This is a genomic window from Neobacillus drentensis (assembly GCF_036962125.1).
Classification (GTDB): Bacteria; Bacillota; Bacilli; order Bacillales; family Cytobacillaceae; genus Neobacillus; species Neobacillus drentensis_B.
This window is the reverse complement of record NZ_JBALOA010000011.1, coordinates 74,718-95,277: the sequence shown is the minus strand read 5'-3', so window position 1 is coordinate 95,277 and position 20,560 is coordinate 74,718. Positions and strand designations below refer to the sequence as shown.

General features: G+C 39.4%; 25 protein-coding genes. 6 read left to right on the top strand and 19 right to left on the bottom strand.

The annotated features are described in order from the left end of the window. Nucleotides 1–39: 39 nt before the first annotated feature. The 3 genes from V7121_RS10320 to yugI form a co-directional block, all read right to left on the bottom strand. Nucleotides 40–1,323, bottom strand: a complete 1,284-nt coding sequence (locus tag V7121_RS10320; protein WP_335502135.1) for a Glu/Leu/Phe/Val family dehydrogenase — start codon at nucleotides 1,321–1,323, stop codon at nucleotides 40–42. Nucleotides 1,324–1,351: 28 nt separating this feature from the next. After that, nucleotides 1,352–2,551: an ornithine--oxo-acid transaminase gene (locus tag V7121_RS10315; protein ID WP_335502133.1), complete on the bottom strand. Its 1,200-nt coding sequence runs from the start codon at nucleotides 2,549–2,551 to the stop codon at nucleotides 1,352–1,354. Between the two features lie 190 nt (nucleotides 2,552–2,741). Further along, nucleotides 2,742–3,146 carry a S1 domain-containing post-transcriptional regulator GSP13 gene (gene yugI, locus V7121_RS10310; protein ID WP_335502131.1) on the bottom strand — a complete coding sequence of 135 codons (405 nt, stop codon included), beginning with the start codon at nucleotides 3,144–3,146 and terminating at the stop codon, nucleotides 2,742–2,744. Between the two features lie 222 nt (nucleotides 3,147–3,368). Here yugI and V7121_RS10305 point away from each other — a divergent pair, with 222 nt between their 5' ends. Next, the gene (locus V7121_RS10305; RefSeq protein ID WP_420490634.1) at nucleotides 3,369–3,569 is read left to right on the top strand and encodes a helix-turn-helix domain-containing protein; all 201 of its coding nucleotides are present in this window, start codon (nucleotides 3,369–3,371) and stop codon (nucleotides 3,567–3,569) included. Nucleotides 3,570–3,728: 159 nt separating this feature from the next. On the opposite strand, the gene V7121_RS10300 is transcribed toward V7121_RS10305, so the two are convergent. From V7121_RS10300 to V7121_RS10290, 3 genes are read right to left on the bottom strand one after another with little or no spacing between them, the layout of a single operon-like run. After that, the gene (locus tag V7121_RS10300) at nucleotides 3,729–3,992 is read right to left on the bottom strand and encodes a DUF1871 family protein (protein WP_335502129.1); all 264 of its coding nucleotides are present in this window, start codon (nucleotides 3,990–3,992) and stop codon (nucleotides 3,729–3,731) included. Between the two features lie 45 nt (nucleotides 3,993–4,037). Then, a complete protein-coding gene (locus V7121_RS10295) occupies nucleotides 4,038–4,415 on the bottom strand; it encodes a PH domain-containing protein (protein ID WP_335502215.1) in 378 nt (125 codons plus the stop codon). 5 nt (nucleotides 4,416–4,420) lie between these two features. Next, nucleotides 4,421–5,194: an AraC family transcriptional regulator gene (locus V7121_RS10290; RefSeq protein WP_335502127.1), complete on the bottom strand. Its 774-nt coding sequence runs from the start codon at nucleotides 5,192–5,194 to the stop codon at nucleotides 4,421–4,423. A 105-nt stretch (nucleotides 5,195–5,299) separates the two neighbouring features. Here V7121_RS10290 and V7121_RS10285 point away from each other — a divergent pair, with 105 nt between their 5' ends. From V7121_RS10285 to V7121_RS10270, 4 genes are all read left to right on the top strand, one after another. After that, nucleotides 5,300–6,565: an extracellular solute-binding protein gene (locus V7121_RS10285; protein WP_335502126.1), complete on the top strand. Its 1,266-nt coding sequence runs from the start codon at nucleotides 5,300–5,302 to the stop codon at nucleotides 6,563–6,565. Nucleotides 6,566–6,679: 114 nt separating this feature from the next. Then, nucleotides 6,680–7,894, top strand: a complete 1,215-nt coding sequence (locus tag V7121_RS10280) for a carbohydrate ABC transporter permease (protein WP_335502124.1) — start codon at nucleotides 6,680–6,682, stop codon at nucleotides 7,892–7,894. 13 nt (nucleotides 7,895–7,907) lie between these two features. Continuing rightward, nucleotides 7,908–8,741 (top strand): carbohydrate ABC transporter permease, encoded by an 834-nt coding sequence (locus V7121_RS10275; protein ID WP_335502122.1) that lies wholly within the window; start codon nucleotides 7,908–7,910, stop codon nucleotides 8,739–8,741. A 19-nt stretch (nucleotides 8,742–8,760) separates the two neighbouring features. Next, nucleotides 8,761–11,043, top strand: coding sequence for a glycoside hydrolase family 65 protein (locus V7121_RS10270; protein WP_335502120.1), 2,283 nt, complete (start codon nucleotides 8,761–8,763; stop codon nucleotides 11,041–11,043). 46 nt (nucleotides 11,044–11,089) lie between these two features. Here the strand turns inward: V7121_RS10270 and V7121_RS10265 are convergent, their stop codons facing one another. The 5 genes from V7121_RS10265 to V7121_RS10245 all read right to left on the bottom strand — a co-directional run bounded on the left by V7121_RS10265 (nucleotide 11,090) and on the right by V7121_RS10245 (nucleotide 14,626). Further along, the gene (locus tag V7121_RS10265) at nucleotides 11,090–12,283 is read right to left on the bottom strand and encodes an alanyl-tRNA editing protein (RefSeq protein WP_335502118.1); all 1,194 of its coding nucleotides are present in this window, start codon (nucleotides 12,281–12,283) and stop codon (nucleotides 11,090–11,092) included. Nucleotides 12,284–12,440: 157 nt separating this feature from the next. Continuing rightward, complete coding sequence (locus V7121_RS10260) at nucleotides 12,441–12,845, bottom strand: hypothetical protein (protein WP_335546502.1); 405 nt, start codon at nucleotides 12,843–12,845, stop codon at nucleotides 12,441–12,443. 107 nt (nucleotides 12,846–12,952) lie between these two features. After that, nucleotides 12,953–13,483, bottom strand: coding sequence for a superoxide dismutase family protein (locus V7121_RS10255; protein ID WP_335502114.1), 531 nt, complete (start codon nucleotides 13,481–13,483; stop codon nucleotides 12,953–12,955). A 107-nt stretch (nucleotides 13,484–13,590) separates the two neighbouring features. Further along, complete coding sequence (locus tag V7121_RS10250) at nucleotides 13,591–13,791, bottom strand: hypothetical protein (protein WP_335502112.1); 201 nt, start codon at nucleotides 13,789–13,791, stop codon at nucleotides 13,591–13,593. A 94-nt stretch (nucleotides 13,792–13,885) separates the two neighbouring features. Beyond that, nucleotides 13,886–14,626, bottom strand: coding sequence for a peptidylprolyl isomerase (locus tag V7121_RS10245; protein WP_335546501.1), 741 nt, complete (start codon nucleotides 14,624–14,626; stop codon nucleotides 13,886–13,888). A 127-nt stretch (nucleotides 14,627–14,753) separates the two neighbouring features. On the opposite strand from V7121_RS10245, the gene V7121_RS10240 reads away from it, so the two are divergent. Next, a complete protein-coding gene (locus tag V7121_RS10240) occupies nucleotides 14,754–15,134 on the top strand; it encodes a kinase-associated lipoprotein B (RefSeq protein WP_335502108.1) in 381 nt (126 codons plus the stop codon). A 40-nt stretch (nucleotides 15,135–15,174) separates the two neighbouring features. Here V7121_RS10240 and kapD read toward each other — a convergent pair whose 3' ends face one another. The 8 genes from kapD to V7121_RS10200 all read right to left on the bottom strand — a co-directional run bounded on the left by kapD (nucleotide 15,175) and on the right by V7121_RS10200 (nucleotide 20,542). After that, entirely contained in the window at nucleotides 15,175–15,798 is a 624-nt protein-coding gene (kapD, locus tag V7121_RS10235) for a 3'-5' exonuclease KapD (RefSeq protein ID WP_335502107.1), read from the bottom strand. Between the two features lie 189 nt (nucleotides 15,799–15,987). After that, a complete protein-coding gene (locus tag V7121_RS10230) occupies nucleotides 15,988–16,371 on the bottom strand; it encodes a hotdog fold thioesterase (protein ID WP_335502105.1) in 384 nt (127 codons plus the stop codon). A gap of 128 nt (nucleotides 16,372–16,499) precedes the next feature. Next, a complete protein-coding gene (locus tag V7121_RS10225) occupies nucleotides 16,500–16,748 on the bottom strand; it encodes a hypothetical protein (protein ID WP_335502103.1) in 249 nt (82 codons plus the stop codon). A 203-nt stretch (nucleotides 16,749–16,951) separates the two neighbouring features. Then, nucleotides 16,952–18,460: a leucyl aminopeptidase gene (locus V7121_RS10220; RefSeq protein WP_335502101.1), complete on the bottom strand. Its 1,509-nt coding sequence runs from the start codon at nucleotides 18,458–18,460 to the stop codon at nucleotides 16,952–16,954. A gap of 112 nt (nucleotides 18,461–18,572) precedes the next feature. Further along, nucleotides 18,573–19,181, bottom strand: a complete 609-nt coding sequence (locus tag V7121_RS10215) for a 3D domain-containing protein (protein ID WP_335502099.1) — start codon at nucleotides 19,179–19,181, stop codon at nucleotides 18,573–18,575. Nucleotides 19,182–19,337: 156 nt separating this feature from the next. Beyond that, a complete protein-coding gene (locus V7121_RS10210) occupies nucleotides 19,338–19,661 on the bottom strand; it encodes a YuiB family protein (protein WP_335502097.1) in 324 nt (107 codons plus the stop codon). An 82-nt stretch (nucleotides 19,662–19,743) separates the two neighbouring features. Continuing rightward, a complete protein-coding gene (locus tag V7121_RS10205) occupies nucleotides 19,744–19,872 on the bottom strand; it encodes a YuiA family protein (protein ID WP_335502096.1) in 129 nt (42 codons plus the stop codon). A gap of 154 nt (nucleotides 19,873–20,026) precedes the next feature. Then, nucleotides 20,027–20,542, bottom strand: a complete 516-nt coding sequence (locus V7121_RS10200; RefSeq protein ID WP_420490633.1) for an NUDIX domain-containing protein — start codon at nucleotides 20,540–20,542, stop codon at nucleotides 20,027–20,029. Nucleotides 20,543–20,560: the final 18 nt, after the last annotated feature.

Genomic DNA, 20,560 nt, shown 5'->3' with positions numbered 1-20,560 from the left:
CCAGGCCATACGCCGCTAACCAGGGCGCTTCCGCTTTTCTTATACCCAGCCCCTAAACAAAGAGGCCTCAGCCATTTTCCTAACACCTATCATATATGAAGCTAAGCGCATATTTACATTACTTGCATCTGCAAGTTGGTAAATATCATGGAAGGACTTAATCAGTTTAGCGCGCATTTTTGCTTCTACTTCCTCTTCACTCCAATAATAACCCTGCTTATTTTGAACCCATTCAAAGTAGGAAACGGTAACACCACCGGCTCCTGCTAAAACATCTGGAACAATCAGGACTCCACGATCCGTGAGAATATTGGTCGCTTCAAGCGAAGTCGGCCCGTTTGCAGCTTCTACGATAATTTTTGCTTTAATGTTATGAGCATTCTCAACCGTTATCTGATTGGCTATGGCCGCAGGAACTAACACATCACATTCCTTCTCAAGCAATTCATTGTTAGAGATGGTCCCCTCAAAAAGTGTCGTCACGGTCCCAAAGCTGTCGCGGCGGTCGAGCAAATAATTAATATTTAATCCATCAGGGTTATAAAGAGCTCCATACACATCAGAAATACCAACCACAATGGCTCCCGCATCATGCATAAACTTTGCCACATAACTACCTGCATTCCCAAAACCCTGAACAATGATGCGGGCCCCTTTTATGTTAATACCTTGTTTTTTGGCCGCCTCTTCAATACAAATGGTTACTCCCTTGGCCCCAGCCTTTTCCCGCCCTTCAGACCCACCTAGAACAAGTGGTTTTCCAGTAATAAATCCACAAGAATCAAACTGACGGAGTCGGCTGTATTCATCCATCATCCACGCCATAATCTGGGAATTAGTGTACATATCGGGTGCTGGGATATCTTTCGTTGGGCCAACAATTTGACTGATTGCACGGACATACCCTCGACTTAATCGTTCGAGTTCTCCAAATGACATCGTTCGAGGGTTACAAAGGATTGCACCTTTTCCCCCGCCAAAAGGTAAGTCAGCTATTCCGCACATCAAACTCATCCACATCGATAATGCCTTCACTTCAGTCGCTGTCACTCGAGGATGAAAGCGAACGCCACCCATGGTTGGTCCAACTGCATCATTATGCTGGGCTCTGTACCCGTTAAAAATTTTAGTGGAACCATCGTCCATTCGAACCGGAATTCTAACATCGGACATTCTTAACGGTTCTTTTAATAATTCATACATTTCCTCGTTATAGCCCAACTTTTTTAATGCATCATGTATAACAATTTGTGTTGATGTGAGCAGGTTTAATTTTTCTATATCCTTTTCATCACCACGATTTGTTACATCATATTTCCCCATACTTGCACCCCTAGTTATTTTTTCACGATTATCCTAGTACGTTGTTTATCCTCTCGATTGCCCAATCCAAGTCATCCTTATTGATGATAAGCGGCGGTGCAAAACGGATCACCGTGTCATGTGTTTCTTTACACAATAATCCTTGTTCCTTTAATTGTTCGCAATATTTGCGAGCCGGCTGTGAGAGCTCCACTCCAATAAATAAGCCGCGGCCACGAACATCTTTAATTAACGGATTCTTGATTTCTTTTAATTTATTTAAGAAATATTCGCCTAGCTCTAAGGAGTTTTCAGCCAGTTTTTCATCTAAAAGAACATCCAGTGCCGCAATTGAAACCGCACATGCCATCGGATTCCCCCCGAAGGTAGAACCGTGCGATCCAGGGTTAAATACGCCTAAAATATCTTTGTTAGCGACAACACATGAAATTGGGAAAACTCCGCCCCCAAGTGCCTTACCAAGAATATACATGTCTGGTGTGATTCCTTCCCACTCACAGGCAAACATTTTTCCTGTCCGAGCTAAACCAGCTTGAATTTCATCAGCAATAAATAGAACATTATTTTCCTTACATAATTCATAAGCAGCCTCCATGAAGCCTTCAGGTGGGATTACTATTCCTGCTTCTCCCTGAATCGGCTCAATTAAAAAGGCTGCAGTATTAGGGGTAATCGCTGTTTTTAATGACTCTAAATCACCATATGGGATAAGCTTAATCCCTGGCAGCATCGGTCCAAATCCACGTTTATATTCATCGTCGGAAGATAATGAAACTGCGGTCATGGTTCTGCCGTGAAAGTTTCCAACACAAGCAATAATTTCTGCTTGATTCTCAGCCACACCTTTCACATCATAACTCCAACGTCGCGCTGCTTTTACTGCCGTCTCCACCGCTTCTGCCCCAGTATTCATAGGCAGAACCATATCTTTGTTCGTTAACTGACAGACTTTTTCATACCATGGCCCTAATTGGTCATTGTGGAAAGCACGAGATGTTAAGGTAACTTTATCTGCCTGATTCTTTAAAGCTTGAATAATTTTAGGATGACGATGGCCTTGGTTAACGGCTGAATATGCACTAAGCATATCCATATATTTATTGCCTTCCGGATCCTCTACCCACACACCCTCTGCTTTAGTAATCACAATTGGGAGCGGATGGTAGTTATTGGCACCATATTTTTCTGTTTGCTCAATTATTTCGTTCGTATTGACGTTTGTAGACATAAAAATAGCCTCCGTTTCGACGAAAATTATGTATATATAGTTCTATTGTAGCCGAGCATGGAAAAAGAATGAACACTTCATCAAAACTTTTATCCATGAAAATATATATGTTTATGTATAAATTGTGGCGATAAAAAATAAGCCTAGTCCGATGCTAATGATAGCGGTCGGGCTAGGCTTTACTTTTTTATTATTTTTTAATTAGGTCATCACGTTGTGACTGGTCAATCCACTCTTGCAGTTTGTCTTTTAATGTGTTGAAGCCTTGCTGACCTTCCACTTCTGGAATAATCGCAGCAACCTGACGCTTACGAGGCTTCTTTGCTTTTGGAGCGGCCTGCTGAACAGGAGCTTCTTCTGTTGCACGGATTGAAAGACCAATCTTCCCTGCGCCTTCATCCACTGATAAAACTTTCACCTGAACTTCATCGCCGACTTTAAGATGCTCATTAATATCTTTAACATAGCCATGTGTAATTTCTGAGATATGGACAAGGCCTTGTGTATTATCGTCGAGCGCAACAAACGCACCATATGGTTGAATTCCTGTTACTTTACCTGTTAAAATACTTCCAGTTTCGATCTTTTCTGACATGAAAACACTCCTAAGTAATTAATTATTTTATCCCTTATATACGCATTATAATATTATACCACAAAGTATGCCTTTAATCAAAAAGGTTTTCAAAATAAACAAATCACTCACACTTAAATCAAAAAACCTTAACATAATGTTCAATGAAGATTGAAGTAGAATTTACCAAATGTGATAAACTAATAGTAAGGTAATCTATTTTTAAAGGAGAGGTGTACCAGTATGAATAGAATCGGCCAAACCATTAAAAATGCACGTGAAATGCTCAACATGTCTCAAGAGGAGCTGGCCCAAAAAGTCAGAGTTGGCACACAAACCATTGAGAAATATGAATCTGGTGAACAAATACCAAGTACGCAGACCTTATTAAAGCTATCTACTGTATTAGATCTACCTGCTGCAGAACTATTAGAACAAAAATAATTTATTCAAAAAGAAAAGTGGGTATATACTCCATATTTTCTTTCAACATTGTATAAAAAAGGAAATACTGGATATCCTTAAATCATAAGGCTTTCTAGTATTCCCCCCTTTTTGAGGCGGACACCCATTTAAGGTGTGTCCCTTTTTTTGTCTAAACCATCAAATAGAGCAAGCATCGTTCTCTTTAATCATTAAAAGTTCTTTAGCTACTTTCAAACATTTTTCGATAGGAATTAACTTTTCAAAGGAAAATTCATAAATGCTTTGAATTCTTTTAGCTAACTCATCAGGGGCATCAAGTTCGTGGATTGCTTGAATCGTATCAGCAATTTCCGTGTCATACCCTCCATTGGTCAATCCAAACGGATCCCACTCATTTAATACATCCACATATTGCAAATTTGTTTGCAGCTCTCTTCTCATATTATTAACTCCCAAATTTCACTTAAATTTGCATTATTTTTGAACTTATTTAAGTACATACTCTGCAAGAACACTTTGAAGCTCATAGATGTTCAAGTTCTTATTAAATTGCTTCTGCAATGGTAAGGCATTACCGGAAATCCAAATTTTCAATTCCGCATCTAAATCAAAGTTACCGGCCGTTTCAATACTGAAGTGCGTGATGCTCTTATATGGAATTGAATGATACTCTACCTTTTTTCCCGTTAATCCCTGTTTATCCACTAAGATTAAGCGTTTATTCGTGAAAATGAACAAATCACGAATTAATTTGTACGCTTTATCGATATTTTCATTCGGTGAAAGGACTTTCCCAAATTCCCTCTGTACCTCAGCGGCATTAACCTCCGAGGCATTGCCCATTAATCCATCTAAAAAACCCACTACTGTCACCCTCTCAAACTATAATTTCCTTCATTGTCAATCATTTCTTTTGATAAATAAGCATTTTTATATTGCCCGGGAGTCACTCCTGTATACTTTTTAAACAGTGAGGTGTAATAGCTTTGATTGCAATAACCAAACATATTGGCTATTTCACTTAACCGTGAGTTTGAATGGAGAAGAAAATACTTTGAGTCCTCAATTTTTTTCCTATTTATGTACTCTGGGATAATCATACCTACAGATACCTTAAAGACCTTGGAAAGATACCCGGGATGGACCCCCGCATACTCTGCAATCTTTTCTAAGCTTATGTCACGGAAGATTTCCTGGTGAATGTAGGTAATGGCCCGGTTCACTACTTGATTGTACTCTAAGCGGTCCGTTGATTTTAAAGTATCGATAAAACATGAAACCATTTCATATTCTAGAAGTTTTAAGTCTTCGATGTTGTCGTTTTTTTCAATTTGGCGAATCATCACGTCACTCAGACTAAAAGCATCCTCCGGTAATGCTCCACCTCTAATGATTGCCCTTGTAAACAATGTACATGAGCAAATGAGTGAATTCTTTATCGATCGAAGCGGCTCCCACGCTAACGTTGCTCTTTCCAAACTATTAATTTGGTCGAGGACATCTTTTGCTTCAATTTTATTACAACGAATAATACAATCCATTAATTGTTGTTCTAAAGCATAGGAAGGGTGGTAGTAAAAATTTTGAATATTTTCAGCCCGAGACTCAATAAAACTCATAGAATGATTATTTTTAATTTTCATCCACATTCACCTTAAAAAAATGATAAAAAAATCATTTTTTTAATATCATTGTAAATTTCTAGGCTATAAAATTCAAGTATCAACCTTAAAGGGGGCTATAAAGTTATGCAGAGAAAAAAGTGGTTCACTAAATTGTTAGCGTTTTCTTTTGCAGCAAGTATCGCATTAACCGGATGCAGTAATGACGCAAGCACCGAGAAACCGAAACCAGCAGACAATGATAAAAGTACTGAAAAACAAATTGTCCTGAAGTTTGCAGCCCAGAATGATAATACCCCTGCCACACAAAAATTGATTGATGCGTTCAACCAAAAGCAGAATAAGTACAAAGTTGAATGGACTCAAATGACCAATGACTCGGCCCAAATGCATGATCAACTATTAAACTCGTTATCTAGCGGCTCTTCAGATTACGATGTTTTGTCTATGGACGTGGTTTGGGCAGGTGAATTCGCAGGAGCAGGCTATTTAGAGCCCCTGGATGTAAATATGAACAAAGCAGGTTTAAACAAAGCTGATTACAATTCAGGCTCGATGACCTCTGGAAATTATAAAGGCAAACAATATACCCTTCCGTTCTTTCCAGACCTTGGCTTACTTTACTTCCGAAAGGATATTGTAAGCGCCGAGGATGCAGCCAAACTTGAAAGTGGCAGTTATACTTATGATGACTTATACAATATGGCGAAAACTTATACTGGGAAAAATAAAACAAAATATGGTTTCGTTTATCAATCGAAACAATATGAAGGATTGACCGTTAACGTCACAGAATTCTCCAAATCCTATCAAAATGTAAAATCTGGACTTGAAACGATGTACAAGTTTACACAGGCGCCATTTGAGCCTAAGGATCTATTAAACTTCATGGAGGGAGAAACCCACACAAACTTTGAACAAGGAAATGCCGTTTTCTCCCGTAACTGGCCATATGCCTTTGGCCGGATTAATGGAAAAGAAGATGGCGTGACGGTAACTGTTGATCAAGTTGGTATTGCCCCACTGCCTAACGGCGGCTCTGTAGGCGGATGGTTACTTGGTGTAAATAAAAGTTCGAAACAGCTAGACGGAGCATGGGAATTTATTAATTTTGCCGCGGGTGAAGAAGGTCAAAAAATTATGTCTACAGATGGCGGCTATTTACCAGGATTCAACGCCTTGCTCAACAATGAGGATGTAAAAGCTAAGAACGTGATGCTTAGCTATCCAGGTTTCCAAAAAGCTTTGACAACAACCATTGCCAGACCAGTTTCACCAGAGTACTCTAAAACCTCTGACACGATTCAAGTGCAAGCCCACAAATACCTAAGCTCAGGCGCTGGGCTTGACGATGCAGTTAAAGCAATAGAGGCTGCAGCCAAAGGGGAATAATAACAAAGAAACTACTAATCTATAAAAAACCGGTTCAAATAAGGCTCTAATTTCATCATTAGGGCCTTTTTCTTTCTCAGAATTAGCTATTATACAACAGAGAGGGTGAAATAGATGCGGAAAATGGGGTTTAAAGAATGGCTTTTCATTCTCCCAACAGTGTTAATTATTGGCATTTTCTCTTTATGGCCCGTATTACAATCGTTTACCTATACCTTTTTTGATTATCGCCTAAATGACCAGCAAAAATCTGGTTTGTATCTCAGTGAGCGATTCAATACTTCCCTGTTTAATGAAACGCAATTGTATGTCTCGATGTTTTTAGATGAAGACTTGCCAAACATTACGAGTAAGGATGATCAAAAGCAGGTCGCCCAATTAAAAGAAGAACTTCTAACAGCGGGGAAACCTTTTAGCAATCAACAGGGTGTCATAAAGATTAGCAGCCAACAAAAAGTAGAAATTGACACACTGCACAAAGACGCAAAGGAACTAGTTACTACCCTTAATGAAAAATATCAATTGATTCATAAGGATGATTTACCTGCATTAGTAGATGATTTGAAAAATAGTATCATCCCGTCCAATTTTATCGGTTTAAAAGGCTATAAGCAGGTATTTACTGACAAGCGAATTGGTACGGCACTTTGGAATACATCCCTCTTTACGGTCTTATCCGTCTTTTTTGAACTTGTTCTTGGACTAGGACTTGCACTTGTATTAAATAAAACCATTTTCGGCCAGGGAATGATTCGAACCGCCTCGTTGATCCCATGGGCTATTCCAACCGCTGTCGCGGCGCTTATGTGGAGTTATCTGTTTAACGGCAGCAGCGGCATCGTCGCCCATTTTTTTGAGGCAATTGGCCTCGTTGACAAATCCCAGGACTTATTATTGAGCGGCCCAGGTGCGATGGCCTCTACCATTTTAGCTGATGTCTGGAAAACAACTCCTTATATGGCCCTGTTATTGCTGGCTGGTTTGCAAAATATTTCGCATTCCTTATATGAAGCGGCCTCAATAGATGGAGCAAATAAGGTCCAATCGTTTTTCAGGGTGACCTTGCCACTTTTGAAGCCCTCGATTTTAGTCGCTTTATTATTCCGTACCTTAGATGCCTTCCGCGTCTTCGATCTCATCTTTGTTTTAACAGGCGGCGGTCCTGGCGGGGAAACCGAAACAATGTCGATTTATGCGTATAAAGTTATGTTTGGACAAACCAACTTTGGGTACGGCTCAATTATTGTCATGATTATGTTTTTGTGTGTCGCCTTTATCGCTATTATATTTGTGAAATTCTTAGGTGCAAATCTTATGGAGAGAAATTGAGGAGGGTGAGCATATGCAGACATCTAAACGAAAATTATGGATAACCTTCGGAGTGGTCGTTGTCTTCTATTTGTTCGCGATGGTCTTCCCTTTTTTCTGGGTATTTATCACCTCCTTCAAGACATCAGGTGAAATTTTTGGAACGGGTGCATTTCGGGTAATCCCCGAAAACCCAACATTCCAAAACTATCTAACGATCTTGTTTGAAAAAGGCATCTTGAACTCGATTAAAAATAGTTTTATCGTGGCGACCACGACAACCATTTATATTATTATTATAGCTACCTTTTCAGCTTATGCCATTTCCCGTTTTCATTTTAGGGGTAAGAATATTTTACTTGGTCTGATTTTGGCTGTCTCCATGTTTCCACAAATGATCATAACTGGCCCTGTTTATAACCTTTTCTTACATTTTAATCTATTAAACTCTTTTGCTGTGGTTCTACCCTATTCAACGATTACCCTCCCGATGGCTGTGTGGATTTTAGTTACTCATTTCAACCAAATCCCTTCTGCCCTTGAAGAATCAGCAAAAATGGACGGTGCCACAACCTTTCAGACCTTATCCAAAATTATCTTTCCATTAGCAGCACCAGGGGTATTTACTACTGCGATTATTACTTTTATTTCTGCCTGGAATGAATTCCTGTTAACGATTACATTAAATCCAAATGCTGAATATCATACCGTTCCCGTCGCTATTTCTTTCCTCCGAACCCAGTTTGAAATTCTTTGGGGACAAGTGGCGGCAGCAACTGCAATTGTAACCATCCCGACACTCATTATTGTCCTCTTCTTCCAAAGACAGATTGTCTCTGGTTTAACAAGCGGCGGGGTAAAAGAATAAAAATATCGAGGTGTACAACATGTCTTGGAAAATAAGTTCATATAACATTAATCCTGTCCAAGCTCTAGTTGATGAAAGTTTGTTTTTTACTGGAAATGGTTATCTTGGCATCCGTGGCAATTACGAAGAAGGGGTGCCAGAGACACAAAAAACCATTCGCGGCACCTACTTAAATGCCTTTCACGACAGCGTCCCTATTCCATATGGCGAAAAGCTCTATGCATTTCCAGATACACAGCAAAAGCTATTAAATGTTATTGATACCCAATCAATATCAATATATTTCGGCGAGGGACAGGAAGAGGAACGCTTTAGTATAGATAAAGGAAAATTCTCTTGGAATGGACGCTATTTGTATCTTGATAAAGGATACTCAGAAAGGTCCTTTGAATGGGTCTCCCCTTTGGGGAAGAGAATCAATTTAAACTTTAAACGATTAGTATCCTTCTGCGAAAAAGAGGTTTTTCTACAAAAGGTAGAAATTGATTCAGATAATTTTCAAGGGCGGATCCGAATCGTTTCAACTTTAAATGGAAATGTTTCCAACTTTGTCGACACCGTTGACCCTCGTGTATCATCAAGCCACGCAAAACTATTAAGGGTAACAGATGTACAACAAACGGAGAATATTTCCTATGTCGAGTGTGAAACAACCTATACGAAGCTTAGGACGGCTTGTGCAGCGTCTTATCAGCTAAGCCATCCTTTTAATCGAATCGATGATCTTACCGCTGATTCTGTTGTATCTGAATTTTCCTTTCAACTCAATGAACAAGTAACATTCGAGAAAAAAAGTATCTTTGTTGATACTTTACGACATGGCGAGGATTTAGCAGATTCCGCTTTTGGATTACAAACAAGGCTTGCGGATAAACATTTTTCGCATTTTTCAAAGGAGCAGAAAACCTACCTTGATGACTTCTGGAATGATGCCGATATCGAGATCATCGGAGATTCTGAATTACTGGAAGGGATACGCTTTAATTTATTCCATCTTTTGCAATCAACAGGCCGAGATCGTTTTTCTAACATAGCCGCTAAAGGTTTATCTGGAGAAGGATACGAAGGACACTATTTTTGGGATACAGAAATATATATCCTGCCTGTATTTTTAATGACCCAGCCTGAACTAGCTAAGAAACTTCTATTCTATCGCTATTCCATTCTTGAACAGGCTAGAAAGCATGCCAAAGAAATGGGACATCACAAAGGGGCGTTATATCCGTGGAGAACAATTTCCGGTTCGGAATGTTCTTCTTACTTTCCATCCGGATCAGCACAATACCATATCAGTGCAGATATAGCCTATAGCTTTGTTCAGTATTATCTCATCAGCGGTGATGTTTCTTTTATGAAGGAATATGGTGCGGAAGTACTTTTTGAAACGGCTCGATTGTGGGCAGATACAGGTCATTTTGATGGAAACTGTTTTAAAATAGATGCCGTAACAGGGCCCGATGAATACACCTGTATTGTCAATAACAATTATTACACGAATGTAATGGCGAAGCATAACTTACTTTGGGCAGTGAAATGTTACCAATTATTAGAATCTACGGATGCCCAGCAGCTTACGAAAATCCGGCTGAAGATTGGCTTAGAAAATGATGAAATTTCATACTGGCAGAAGGCTGCGGAGCAGATGTATTTGCCGTATGATGAACGTTTAGAAATTAATCCACAGGATGATACCTTTTTACATAAAGCTGTCTGGGATTTGGAACATACACCGAATGATCGTTTCCCACTTCTTTTGCACTATCATCCGCTCACCTTATACCGCTACCAGGTCTGCAAACAAGCAGATACGATCCTCGCACACTTCTTACTGGAGGATGAGCAAGAATTAGGAATCATCAGGAATTCATTTAATTATTATGAAAAAATAACTACTCATGATTCCTCACTGTCCTCATGTGTTTTTAGTATTATGGCATCAAAATTAGGTTATAAACAAAAAGCTTATGATTATTTTATTGAAACAGCGAGACTAGATTTAGATAATACCCATGGCAATACCAAGGACGGCCTCCACATGGCAAATATGGGCGGCACATGGTTAGCGATTGTTTATGGTTTTGCCGGGCTTAGAGTTAAAGAAAATGGGATTTCATTCCAGCCTGCTTTGCCGGAAAAGTGGCAAGGTTATCGATTCAAGGTTAAATACCAAGGTCGAAAGTTACAGATTGAAATAGATGCGACAGAAACCAAGATTACCTTGTTAAACGGATCAGCCTTGGCCATCAGGGTATTCGACCATACCTATCACCTAAAAAAAGAAACACCATTAATCATTAAATAAACTCAGGCAGGGCTCCCTGGTTAGGAGGCCTGCCTGAGTTTTTGAATTAACCTGCTATTTCCAATAGTTGCTGCAGCATTTGCTCCCCCGACATAAGAGCTTCACCCCCGCCTTGGGCGAAGGAATCGTTTCCACCGCCCTTTCCATTAATGAGAGGAAGAGCATTGGCAATAATTTTCTTCATACTTTCCGTTCCAGCTTGTCCCCGCGCACAAACGAGCTGCAGCCGGCTATCATTTTGGGAAACAAAGAAAACCCTTGCTGTCTCATCTTCCATAGTAATGATACGGGCTAACTTCTGCAGTTCTTGAATCGATCGATCTCGAAATACTTCACAAACAAGTTTTTGTTTATCCTGACTTGCAGCAAGTAAATTTTTTGCCTCATAACGGAGAAGGTATTCCTGAGTTTGTTCAAGGTTTTTCTCTAAATTTTTACTTTGTTCAAGAAGGCGAAGAACAGCTCGTTCCATTTCTTTTTCTGGTGCGTTGAGCAGTTTAGTTAACTCTTGCAATACCTTTTGCTTTTGGTCCAACTGCCTAATCACCCGATTTCCACAAACAAAATGGACACGCACTTTTTTCTTTTGTCTTTCTAGGTCCAGAACTTTTATCGCGCCAACTTCGCCAGTAGACTTGGGATGTGTCCCGCCGCAGCCGTTATCATCAAAATCTGGAATAATCACCAGACGAATGTCTTCTTTCACCTTTGTCTCTTTGCGGAGCGTAAATTGAGACAGTTCTTCCTCAGTGACCCACTTAGTTATGATTGGTCTGTTTTCAAGTATAATCTGATTAGCGAGGTCCTCCGCCTTCTGGACTTGCTGCAGTGTTAGACTTTCTGTTTCTAAATCAATAGTAAGCAGTTCTGCTCCTAAATGAAAACCAATTGTCTTATAGTCATATAAGCGGTCAAAGGCTGCAGATAAAATATGCTGCCCTGCATGTTGCTGCATATGATCAAAGCGTCTCTCCCAAGCAACAGCTCCAGTTACTTCCTTCCCCCAATCATCAAGTTGCCCCTCAAGATAATGGCGAATTTCCCCTGCCATTTCTTCAACATTTATAACCCGTATACCCGCTAGTGTTCCTAGGTCATTGGGCTGTCCGCCACCAGTGGGATAAAAAGCCGTTTGATTTAGTACAACATACCAGTTGCCAGATTCATCTTGCTCTTGTTTTAACGGCGTCGCTGTAAAGTTCCGTATGTATGCATCCTGATAATACAGTTTGATATCCATGTTTACTTACCCCCTATGCACCAATATATAAACATATTGTCAGGAAAAAAATTATTTAAATCAAGTAAAAACAAAGTAAAGCTATTATTTTAGTGAACAATAAAAAACTGTCCCTCCATTTGAGAGACAGTTTTCTCTAAACTATTATTTTTAAACGTTACTTCTTATTTTTCCTCTGTGAGGATGGATTTGTTGTGGGCTTCTGCCCACCTTGTTGAAAACCACCCATGCCTGAAGAGGTACCAGTTTGTTGTCCGCCCGGCAATTGCGGTAACCCGCCGATGCCTTGAGGAAACCCTGTTTGCTGTCCACCCATCATTTGTGGAAACCCACCCATGCCTTGTGGGAAGCCTGTTTGCTGTCCACCCATCTGCGGGAATCCATATTGTGGATGGTGACCACCCATCATTTGCTGGAAGCCTGGTTGTTGATATCCTCCCATTTGTGGGTAACCCATTTGTTGTGGAAAGCCAGTTTGTGGGTACCCTCCCATTTGTGGGTAGCCCATTTGTTGGAAACCAGGTTGTCCAGGAAATCCTCCAAAGAATTGTCTTTTCTCCAAAATTATCGCCTCCTAAACCATCTCCATGCTAGTGTATGTCCACATTATGGATACGTTTAGATAACAGCCTATTTTGGTTAAAATTTTCTAAAAAAACCATCATCTAGTTAATTTTGCCCAACCTTTTTATCTTTTGAAATATCCCCACAAGCAATTCGTTTGCCTGAGTCCCCAGCTGGCTGTGTCATGCCATCATCTTTTCCCTCATCAATCACAATCGTGCTTCCTTTTCTTGTAAACAAAGACTTTTTTCCATTTTTTAATGACACATTTGGAGCTATTAGATCCAATTTTACGGACCCGTCATCCTCGACGATTAAATTTGGCAAATCTCCAGCATGGGCTCCCTTCGGATGAAGCAGACCATGTTCCTTTTTCTCAGGATTAAAATGGTTACCTGCAGATTTAAAATCCGGGGCCTTACATTTCCCGCCATCATGAATATGAATCGCATGTTCCCCCGCTGGCAGCCCCTTTAATTCCCCAGATAATTTAACACCACTAGACTGCTCGGCTACCTTCACTTTGCCAAGCGAATCTCCTGCAGCATTGAACATTTCCACTTCTACTTTTTTAATGTTCTCTTCCATACAACCTGCTAAAAAAAGCAGCGATATGATTATCCAGTTTTTCTTCATTATGTAAACCCCCACACTAGGCAATTTGCGCTTAGTATGGACAATCCTCCCCTGGTTTATCCGGAAAAAGGACAAAAGAAAAAGGAACAGTATCATGGTCACTGTTCCTAATAAGGATTCTGCTGATTTTTTAATTGTTCTTCTAATTCTTTTGCCTTCTTCGCTTCTCGTTTGGAAACGACAATGATAATTCTCATCGTAAGCAAGGCACCAATTAAGAAAATAAAAAACGTGATAGCAGCAGGTATATATTCTGATTTATCTTCTGGAAAGTATAAAAATAAGGATAGTACTAATGGATGAAACATTTTTCTTCTCCCTTTCTCTAAAGGAACTGCTCTAAAAATTAATTATAGCAACAAAAAACATTTCATACCAGCATAGCAATCTGTTTGAATACCCTTATTTTAAAACGTTAATCTTCTTAATCGTAACGTCTTTTTCGGGCTTATCCTGAGCACCAACAGGAGTGTTGGCAATCTTATCAACAATCTCCATCCCATCAATGACCTGCCCAAAAACGGTATGGCGGTGATCAAGCCATGGTGTTCCACCGTTTTTATCATAAGCTTCCAAAATTTCTTTGGGATAGCCTGCCTTTTCCATTTGCTCTTTCATGGCTGGATCTAGCGAAGTACTTTGAACAATAAAAAATTGACTGCCATTTGTGTTAGTACCAGAATTCGCCATTGATAAGGCCCCGCGGAGATTGTAGAGATGGTCAGAGAATTCATCTTCAAACGGAGTACCGTAAATGCTCTCGCCTCCTGTGCCGTTACCATTCGGGTCACCGCCTTGAATCATGAAATCCTTAATAACTCTATGAAAAATCAATCCGTCATAGTAACCTTCCTCACTATGTTTAATAAAGTTTTCAACAGCCTTCGGTGCATACTCAGGGAATAGTTTGATTTTTACATTCCCCATCGATGTTTCCATTTCAACGAGCCTTTCATCATCAGATACCTCAGTGGAAAGTTGAGGAAAGTCTTTAGTTGTCACTTGTTGTTCCCCTTCCTTTTGTTCCGTCTTTGGCGCAGTGGTTTTAGGTGTTGACTCTTCTTTCTTGGTGCTTGTCCCACATGCTGCTAAAACTAGAACAATTGTCAATAATGTCAATATGTACTGCAAATTCTTTCTCATATAGCATTCCTCCACTTTTTTCACATTAACCGAATAATATTATTTTACACATTGTTTTTAATTTACTATGTTTCATTATAAAATAAAAGATAGTTGGGGAAAAAATAGCTTGAGGAGTGTGTTTATTGTGTCAGAATTGAAGATTGGGGATCTTGTTACAGCTATTTATAAAACGGGGAAATATATAGGGGAAATCACAGAAGTACGCCCGCAGCATTTTTTAGTAAGAGTCCTTGCTGTGCTAAAGCATCCAATGCAAGGAGATTTACATAGCCCGAAAGATGCAGATGTGCTTATTTTTCATGAACGAAAAGCGCTCAGCTTTCGAGAGCAGGCAAATATCCCATTCAAAATGGTAAAACGCTTTGAGAAGGAAGTTCCAGACTATTTGAAATCCCTTAAGGAAGCAGTAGCTAAAATGAAAAAGGAACTCGCAGAGACTGATTCAGAATGGTCTGAGATGAGTTTAAGAGCATTGGAATCACTTGAGAAAGACTATCATATTTAAAAAATGCTAAAGGCCAAATCAGTTTGAATGATTTGGCCTTTTATGCAAATTCACTTAATAACTTTGAGAAATCAATTCGGTCCCCAATCGTTGTTGGTTCTGGTTTTTCTAAATATCGTTTATCCTTTTCCACAAGCTTGAATATATTAAAGGTAGTCAGCGCATCATCCAGTGCTCGGTGATGCTTGCCTGTCCCTTCTTTCCCATATTCTTGAACAGCCTTCCAAAGTCCCGTTTGATTTTGGTCACCGAAGAATCGCTTATATTCCATGGAAAGATCTAATTCAGCAGCTTTTAGTGGAAAAGCAACCCCCGCCTTTAAACAATTATGACGTAGTACTTTCATATCCATATTTCCCCAAGTAACAATGGTTGTTTCATAGTTAGGCTTATTAAACTCCTCCAATTTTTTTACAAGTTCAAAAATTGATAAGCCCTTGTCTACCTGCTGCTGAGAAATATGTAAAAAGGATTTACAGCGGTCTGTTAGTTTTGGGAATTTAAGTGGAGTGACAAAGGATGAAAATTGTTCTGTCACTTGATCATCAACGACTGCAACAATTCCAACCTCAATTATCTCAGCATAGAAATCCTTCATTCGAACATTCCGCTCAGGCATTGTGAATTCAAAATCGATGAACAAATATTGCCGTCTTACTCTCACTAATTTCACCACCTTTTCATTTCTTCTTACTACATTATATAAAGGAACCTGTACAAAAAACTGTGCTTTTTTTCTATTTTTTTATTTCTTTCATTATAACATGAAACTAAAGTTAATTTTTTAAATTTTTCCTCAATAAGAGGCAAAAAAGAATGGAAAATTCCATTCTAAATTCGATTGTTTAACATTTTATTTTCTTAACTTAATAACCGCCATTGTACATCTGGACACGCAAATAAGGCGGTCCTGCTCATCCGTAATTTTTATATCCCACACCTGCGTCGTTCTTCCCTGATGAAGTACCGTTCCCACCGCAGTTACAACCCCTTCTGATTTTGACCGTACATGGTTGGCGTTAATCTCCTGACCTGCAACAACTTCCTCTTCTTTATTAACTAATTCATACGCTCCTACACTGGCAACCGTTTCTGCTAAAGCAACTGATGCCCCCCCATGAAGGATTCCGTAGGGTTGATGGGTTCGTCCATCCACTGGCATGGTGGCGATGACCTTCCCTTTTTCGAGTTGAGTAATCTCAATCCCGAGAGAGTTAAGCAAAGTGTTTTCAATCATTTCGATTCCTCCAATTAGATATGTAAACTCCTGTCTGTTTAATCTATTCGCTTTATTTCCTAATTTTCCTTTTTTGAATTAATTCTTTTATAGAAAAAACAGCCCCCACTAGAGCTGTTTCTCTTTTATTAATAGTAATATGGGGCTCCGAAACCTGGAGCTCCAAAACCGGGGGCTCCAAAACCTGGGTACCCAAATCCAGGATACCCAATTCCAGGGTAACCGAATCCTCCGTAAAATGGACGTGCTGCAAATGAAGCACCTAGTCCTCCTCCTATTAAACCACCTAAAAAGCTAAGCCCTCCTATTGCCAACGGCAATCCAAAACCTATAAACCTTTGATCTTGTACTGGGTAGGGACTTCGATAATTGTACATATAACCATACCTCCTTTTACTCTATACTTGCCTACACTATTTCATATGCGAAATGCAGGGGTTTGGAGTGGGCAAAAGGAACGCCAAAACAGCCATATTGGTTTTCCTTGGCAAAGAAGAACGGAATTTAAATTGATGTCACGAAAACAACAAGTTTAGAGTAAAACTGTCCTCATGTGGTGTTCATGAGGACAGCGAAGTTATTATTTATGAATTGGTTCAAACCGTTCTACAAATAAAGCAAGTGTACGAGTCATCACTCCAGTGGCACCAGATGGACCTAAATCATAGGCTTTTGAGGTGGTCGCTGTTCCAGCAATATCTAAATGGACCCATGGTGTTCCTTCTGCAAACTCACTGATAAATGCCCCAGCTACAAGGGCATGGCCTTCACTGCCGGGAGAATTATTTAAATCCGCCACTTTACTATTCCTTACGCGTTCAATCTCTGTTTCAAACAAAGGTAACTGCCACATCTGCTCACCAGCTTCTTCTGCTGCTCCCAGTACCTGGGTATACAATGAATCATGATTCGTCATTGCCCCAGTCGTATGGAGGCCAAGTGCTGTTATGACTCCACCTGTTAAGGTTGCCACATCAACAAGGTATTCAGCGCCATGGTGCTTCGCATAGGTAACTGCATCGGCTAAGACCAGGCGGCCTTCTGCGTCTGTATTTAAAACCTCGATGGTTTTCCCACTCATCGATATAATTACGTCATCAGGTTTAAAGGCATGGCCGCTAATCATATTATCTGTCGAAGGAATGACGGCAACCACGTTTTGTTCAGGCTGGATTTCCCCGATAATCTCCATGGCTCCTAAAACCGCTGCGGCTCCGCCCATATCGGTTTTCATTCCAACGATCCCTGATTTCGTTTTAATGGAGTAACCGCCGGTATCGAAAGTGATCCCTTTCCCAACTAAACCAATGACATCTTTCCACTCATCTTTACCTTGGTATTTTAGGACAATCATTTTTGGCGGCTCAGTAGATCCCTGGTTCACAGCAAGGAACGCGCCCATTCCAAGCTTCTCGATTTCTGCCTTATCCAAGATTTCCATCTCAAAATTATATTTATTGCCAAGTTCTATCGCATAATTAGCTAAATCTGTTGCCGTTAACAAATTACCTGGGATATTTACGAGTGTGCGTGCGGAATTTGTTCCTTTCCCAAACGCGAATCCTACCGTTAACGATGCCTCAACTTCTTCTTCATCAAAACTGCTGCAATAAACTGTTAAATTTTCAATCTTTTTCTCTGGTTCATTCGATTTTTGTTTGTAGCTCTCAAATTGGTATGTTGAAAGAGCAAAGGCCTCACTCATAGCATAGGCTGCATCCAAGCTATTCACCTGTTCAGCCGTGAAGGAATCTAAATAAACAGCGGTTTCTTGGATTTTGCATGCTTTCACGTCTTTGAAGAGCCTTCCAAATGCTGATTTTAGTTTTTCAAAGGTAAAATCCTTTTCTTTCCCAAGTCCTACAAACCAAATCCGCTTTGGTCCAATCTTACCTAAACTATGTACTTTACTAATACTTTTTGATTTGGGTGAGATATCGCCTGATTTTACTAGTTCAGATAGCTGCCCATTAAACCTCTCGTCGAGCAAAGCTAATACTCCCGTGAATTTTTCAGGTTTATCAAATAAACCGATAACTAATCCTTCATTTTCTCTTGCTAACTCTAAATCCTTTTCAACAAAAAACAACTTTCGTCACCTCCATAATATTCGTGTTTAATTATAGCGAAAAGCACCGTTTATTTCGAGTAACTAATCATTAGTTCCAATGTCAAAATAAAAAACAGGCATCAGCCTGTTTCTATCTCTTTTCCGAACTAATATACTGCCCACGGAAGACTTGCATCGATTTGTCTTCATTTAATGACTTAAGTGTTTGTTCTGTCAGTTTTCCATTACCTTTTTGGACCACATAAATATCGAGCTTCTTTTTGCCCCACTTATTATAAACATCCTCAACGGTTTCATAATAAAGGTCAAGTTCATTCCCTTTAATGGCCCCACCTTTATCGGCAACTACACCATATCCGTATCCTGGGATAAAGAGAATCGTTCCGATTGGAAACACATTTAAATCTGCAGCGACAGTAGAAAACAAATCACGTTTCACTTTTACTCCAGAGTATGTAATCCCATATTCAGGATGCCCTTTACTTTTTCCCGTTGATTCTACACCTGCGGTATAACCAGTGGCAGTAACCGTCAACTTCGGATATTTAGACCAATCGATTTCGTTCTCTAAGGACCTTTGAGTTCCTGATGCAGTTTCAGTCGTTGAAAGAACAGATGCAAATTGGGATAAAAACGATTGTGCACTTACTCCAGAAATGGATTGGAAGGTCGCAAAGACTGCAATGAAGAATAGACATGTCATCGCCAAACGCCTAGTCCAATTTTTCACTTTATTCATCAAAATTTTCACTCCTCCCAAAATATTCATTCCCAAGCTGAAGGAAAATATTCAAAAAAAGAAAAAGGAAAATTTTACATGTGCAATTTATTGATTTCAATTCAAAAAAAATAAGACTCTTACCTTAAGTAAAAGTCTTGATTAGATGATTATCACTTAGAACATTTGATAGCCATTTTTTCGCAATAGTTTAATTGTAATCCCTGCTGCGACTGCACCAGCAAGGCCACTTATTAAAATGAGAATATCTGCAGTGGCTAAGGAAGAAAACCTTTTTCCCAATTCCGTGAATGCCATTTTACTATCGGTAAAATACTCACTAAAACTAACTTTATCTACAATAAAAATTGCCACAATAGGATAAACTACAGCCATAACCCATGACATTCTTAACAGCATATTAAGGATAAACCCTATTCCAAAAAATAAAACAAAGAACAATAATATTGAAATAATTAAGACAACAATGCTCATTTGCATTCGAGATTCCCCCTTATACATCAACATTTAGTGTACTTAATGTCGAAAAGGGAGTCAATATTTACGAATTATTTTTACAAGATTACTCTTTTTTCTTGCCAGTTCCTTCGCAGCAAGTACAGGTTTCCGATCCCCCAAGTACCAGTTGAAAATAGCCTTTCCCTGAACAATAGTCACAAGTTTTTGTATCTACGCTTTTAACTGTCATCATTTCTCAGCTCCTCAATTAATTAACTTAATTTTCTGATAATATATCAAGGATTTGCAAAAAAGGAAAGGACTAAAATTGGGTAAATTCTAACAAGAAAGCGGATACATGTCTTGATATCTTTCAATAGCTAAGTGTTACTCAAATTTTCTAAAAATTACAAAAATAATTTATAAGCTGTATAGCCAAACTGATCCCCTGGGTTTAAATCATCAATTGCCTGCTTAGAGAAGGTAATTTCATTATTAATCAAATATCGAAGGATAATGGATGCATCTTTTTCTTGAAGTAATTCTTCAGGTGCCATAAATCTTGCTTCAAAAAGTTCGTTATCTTGATGACTCACCACCTGTTCATTCACTGGTTCAAGTTGAAAATGGAGCAAATTATCGCTAATTTCCCCTTTAATTACACCCGTTCTTAAGCCAATAAGTCCTTTCACCTGACATTGGACTCCGGTTTCTTCAAGGACTTCCCTAATAACTGCTTCATCGGCTGTTTCTCCCATTTCAACAAAGCCTGCAGGCAGCGACCATTTCCCCTTTAGGCCGCCATATCTTTTTTTAACAACTAGCCATTTCCCATCCTTAGACTTTACAATCCCTGCAACAGCTAACCACACCTGGCCGCGTTTTTCATGATTACTCACCGAAATCCCCCTCAACTTATTCATTATTTTAATCATATCAAA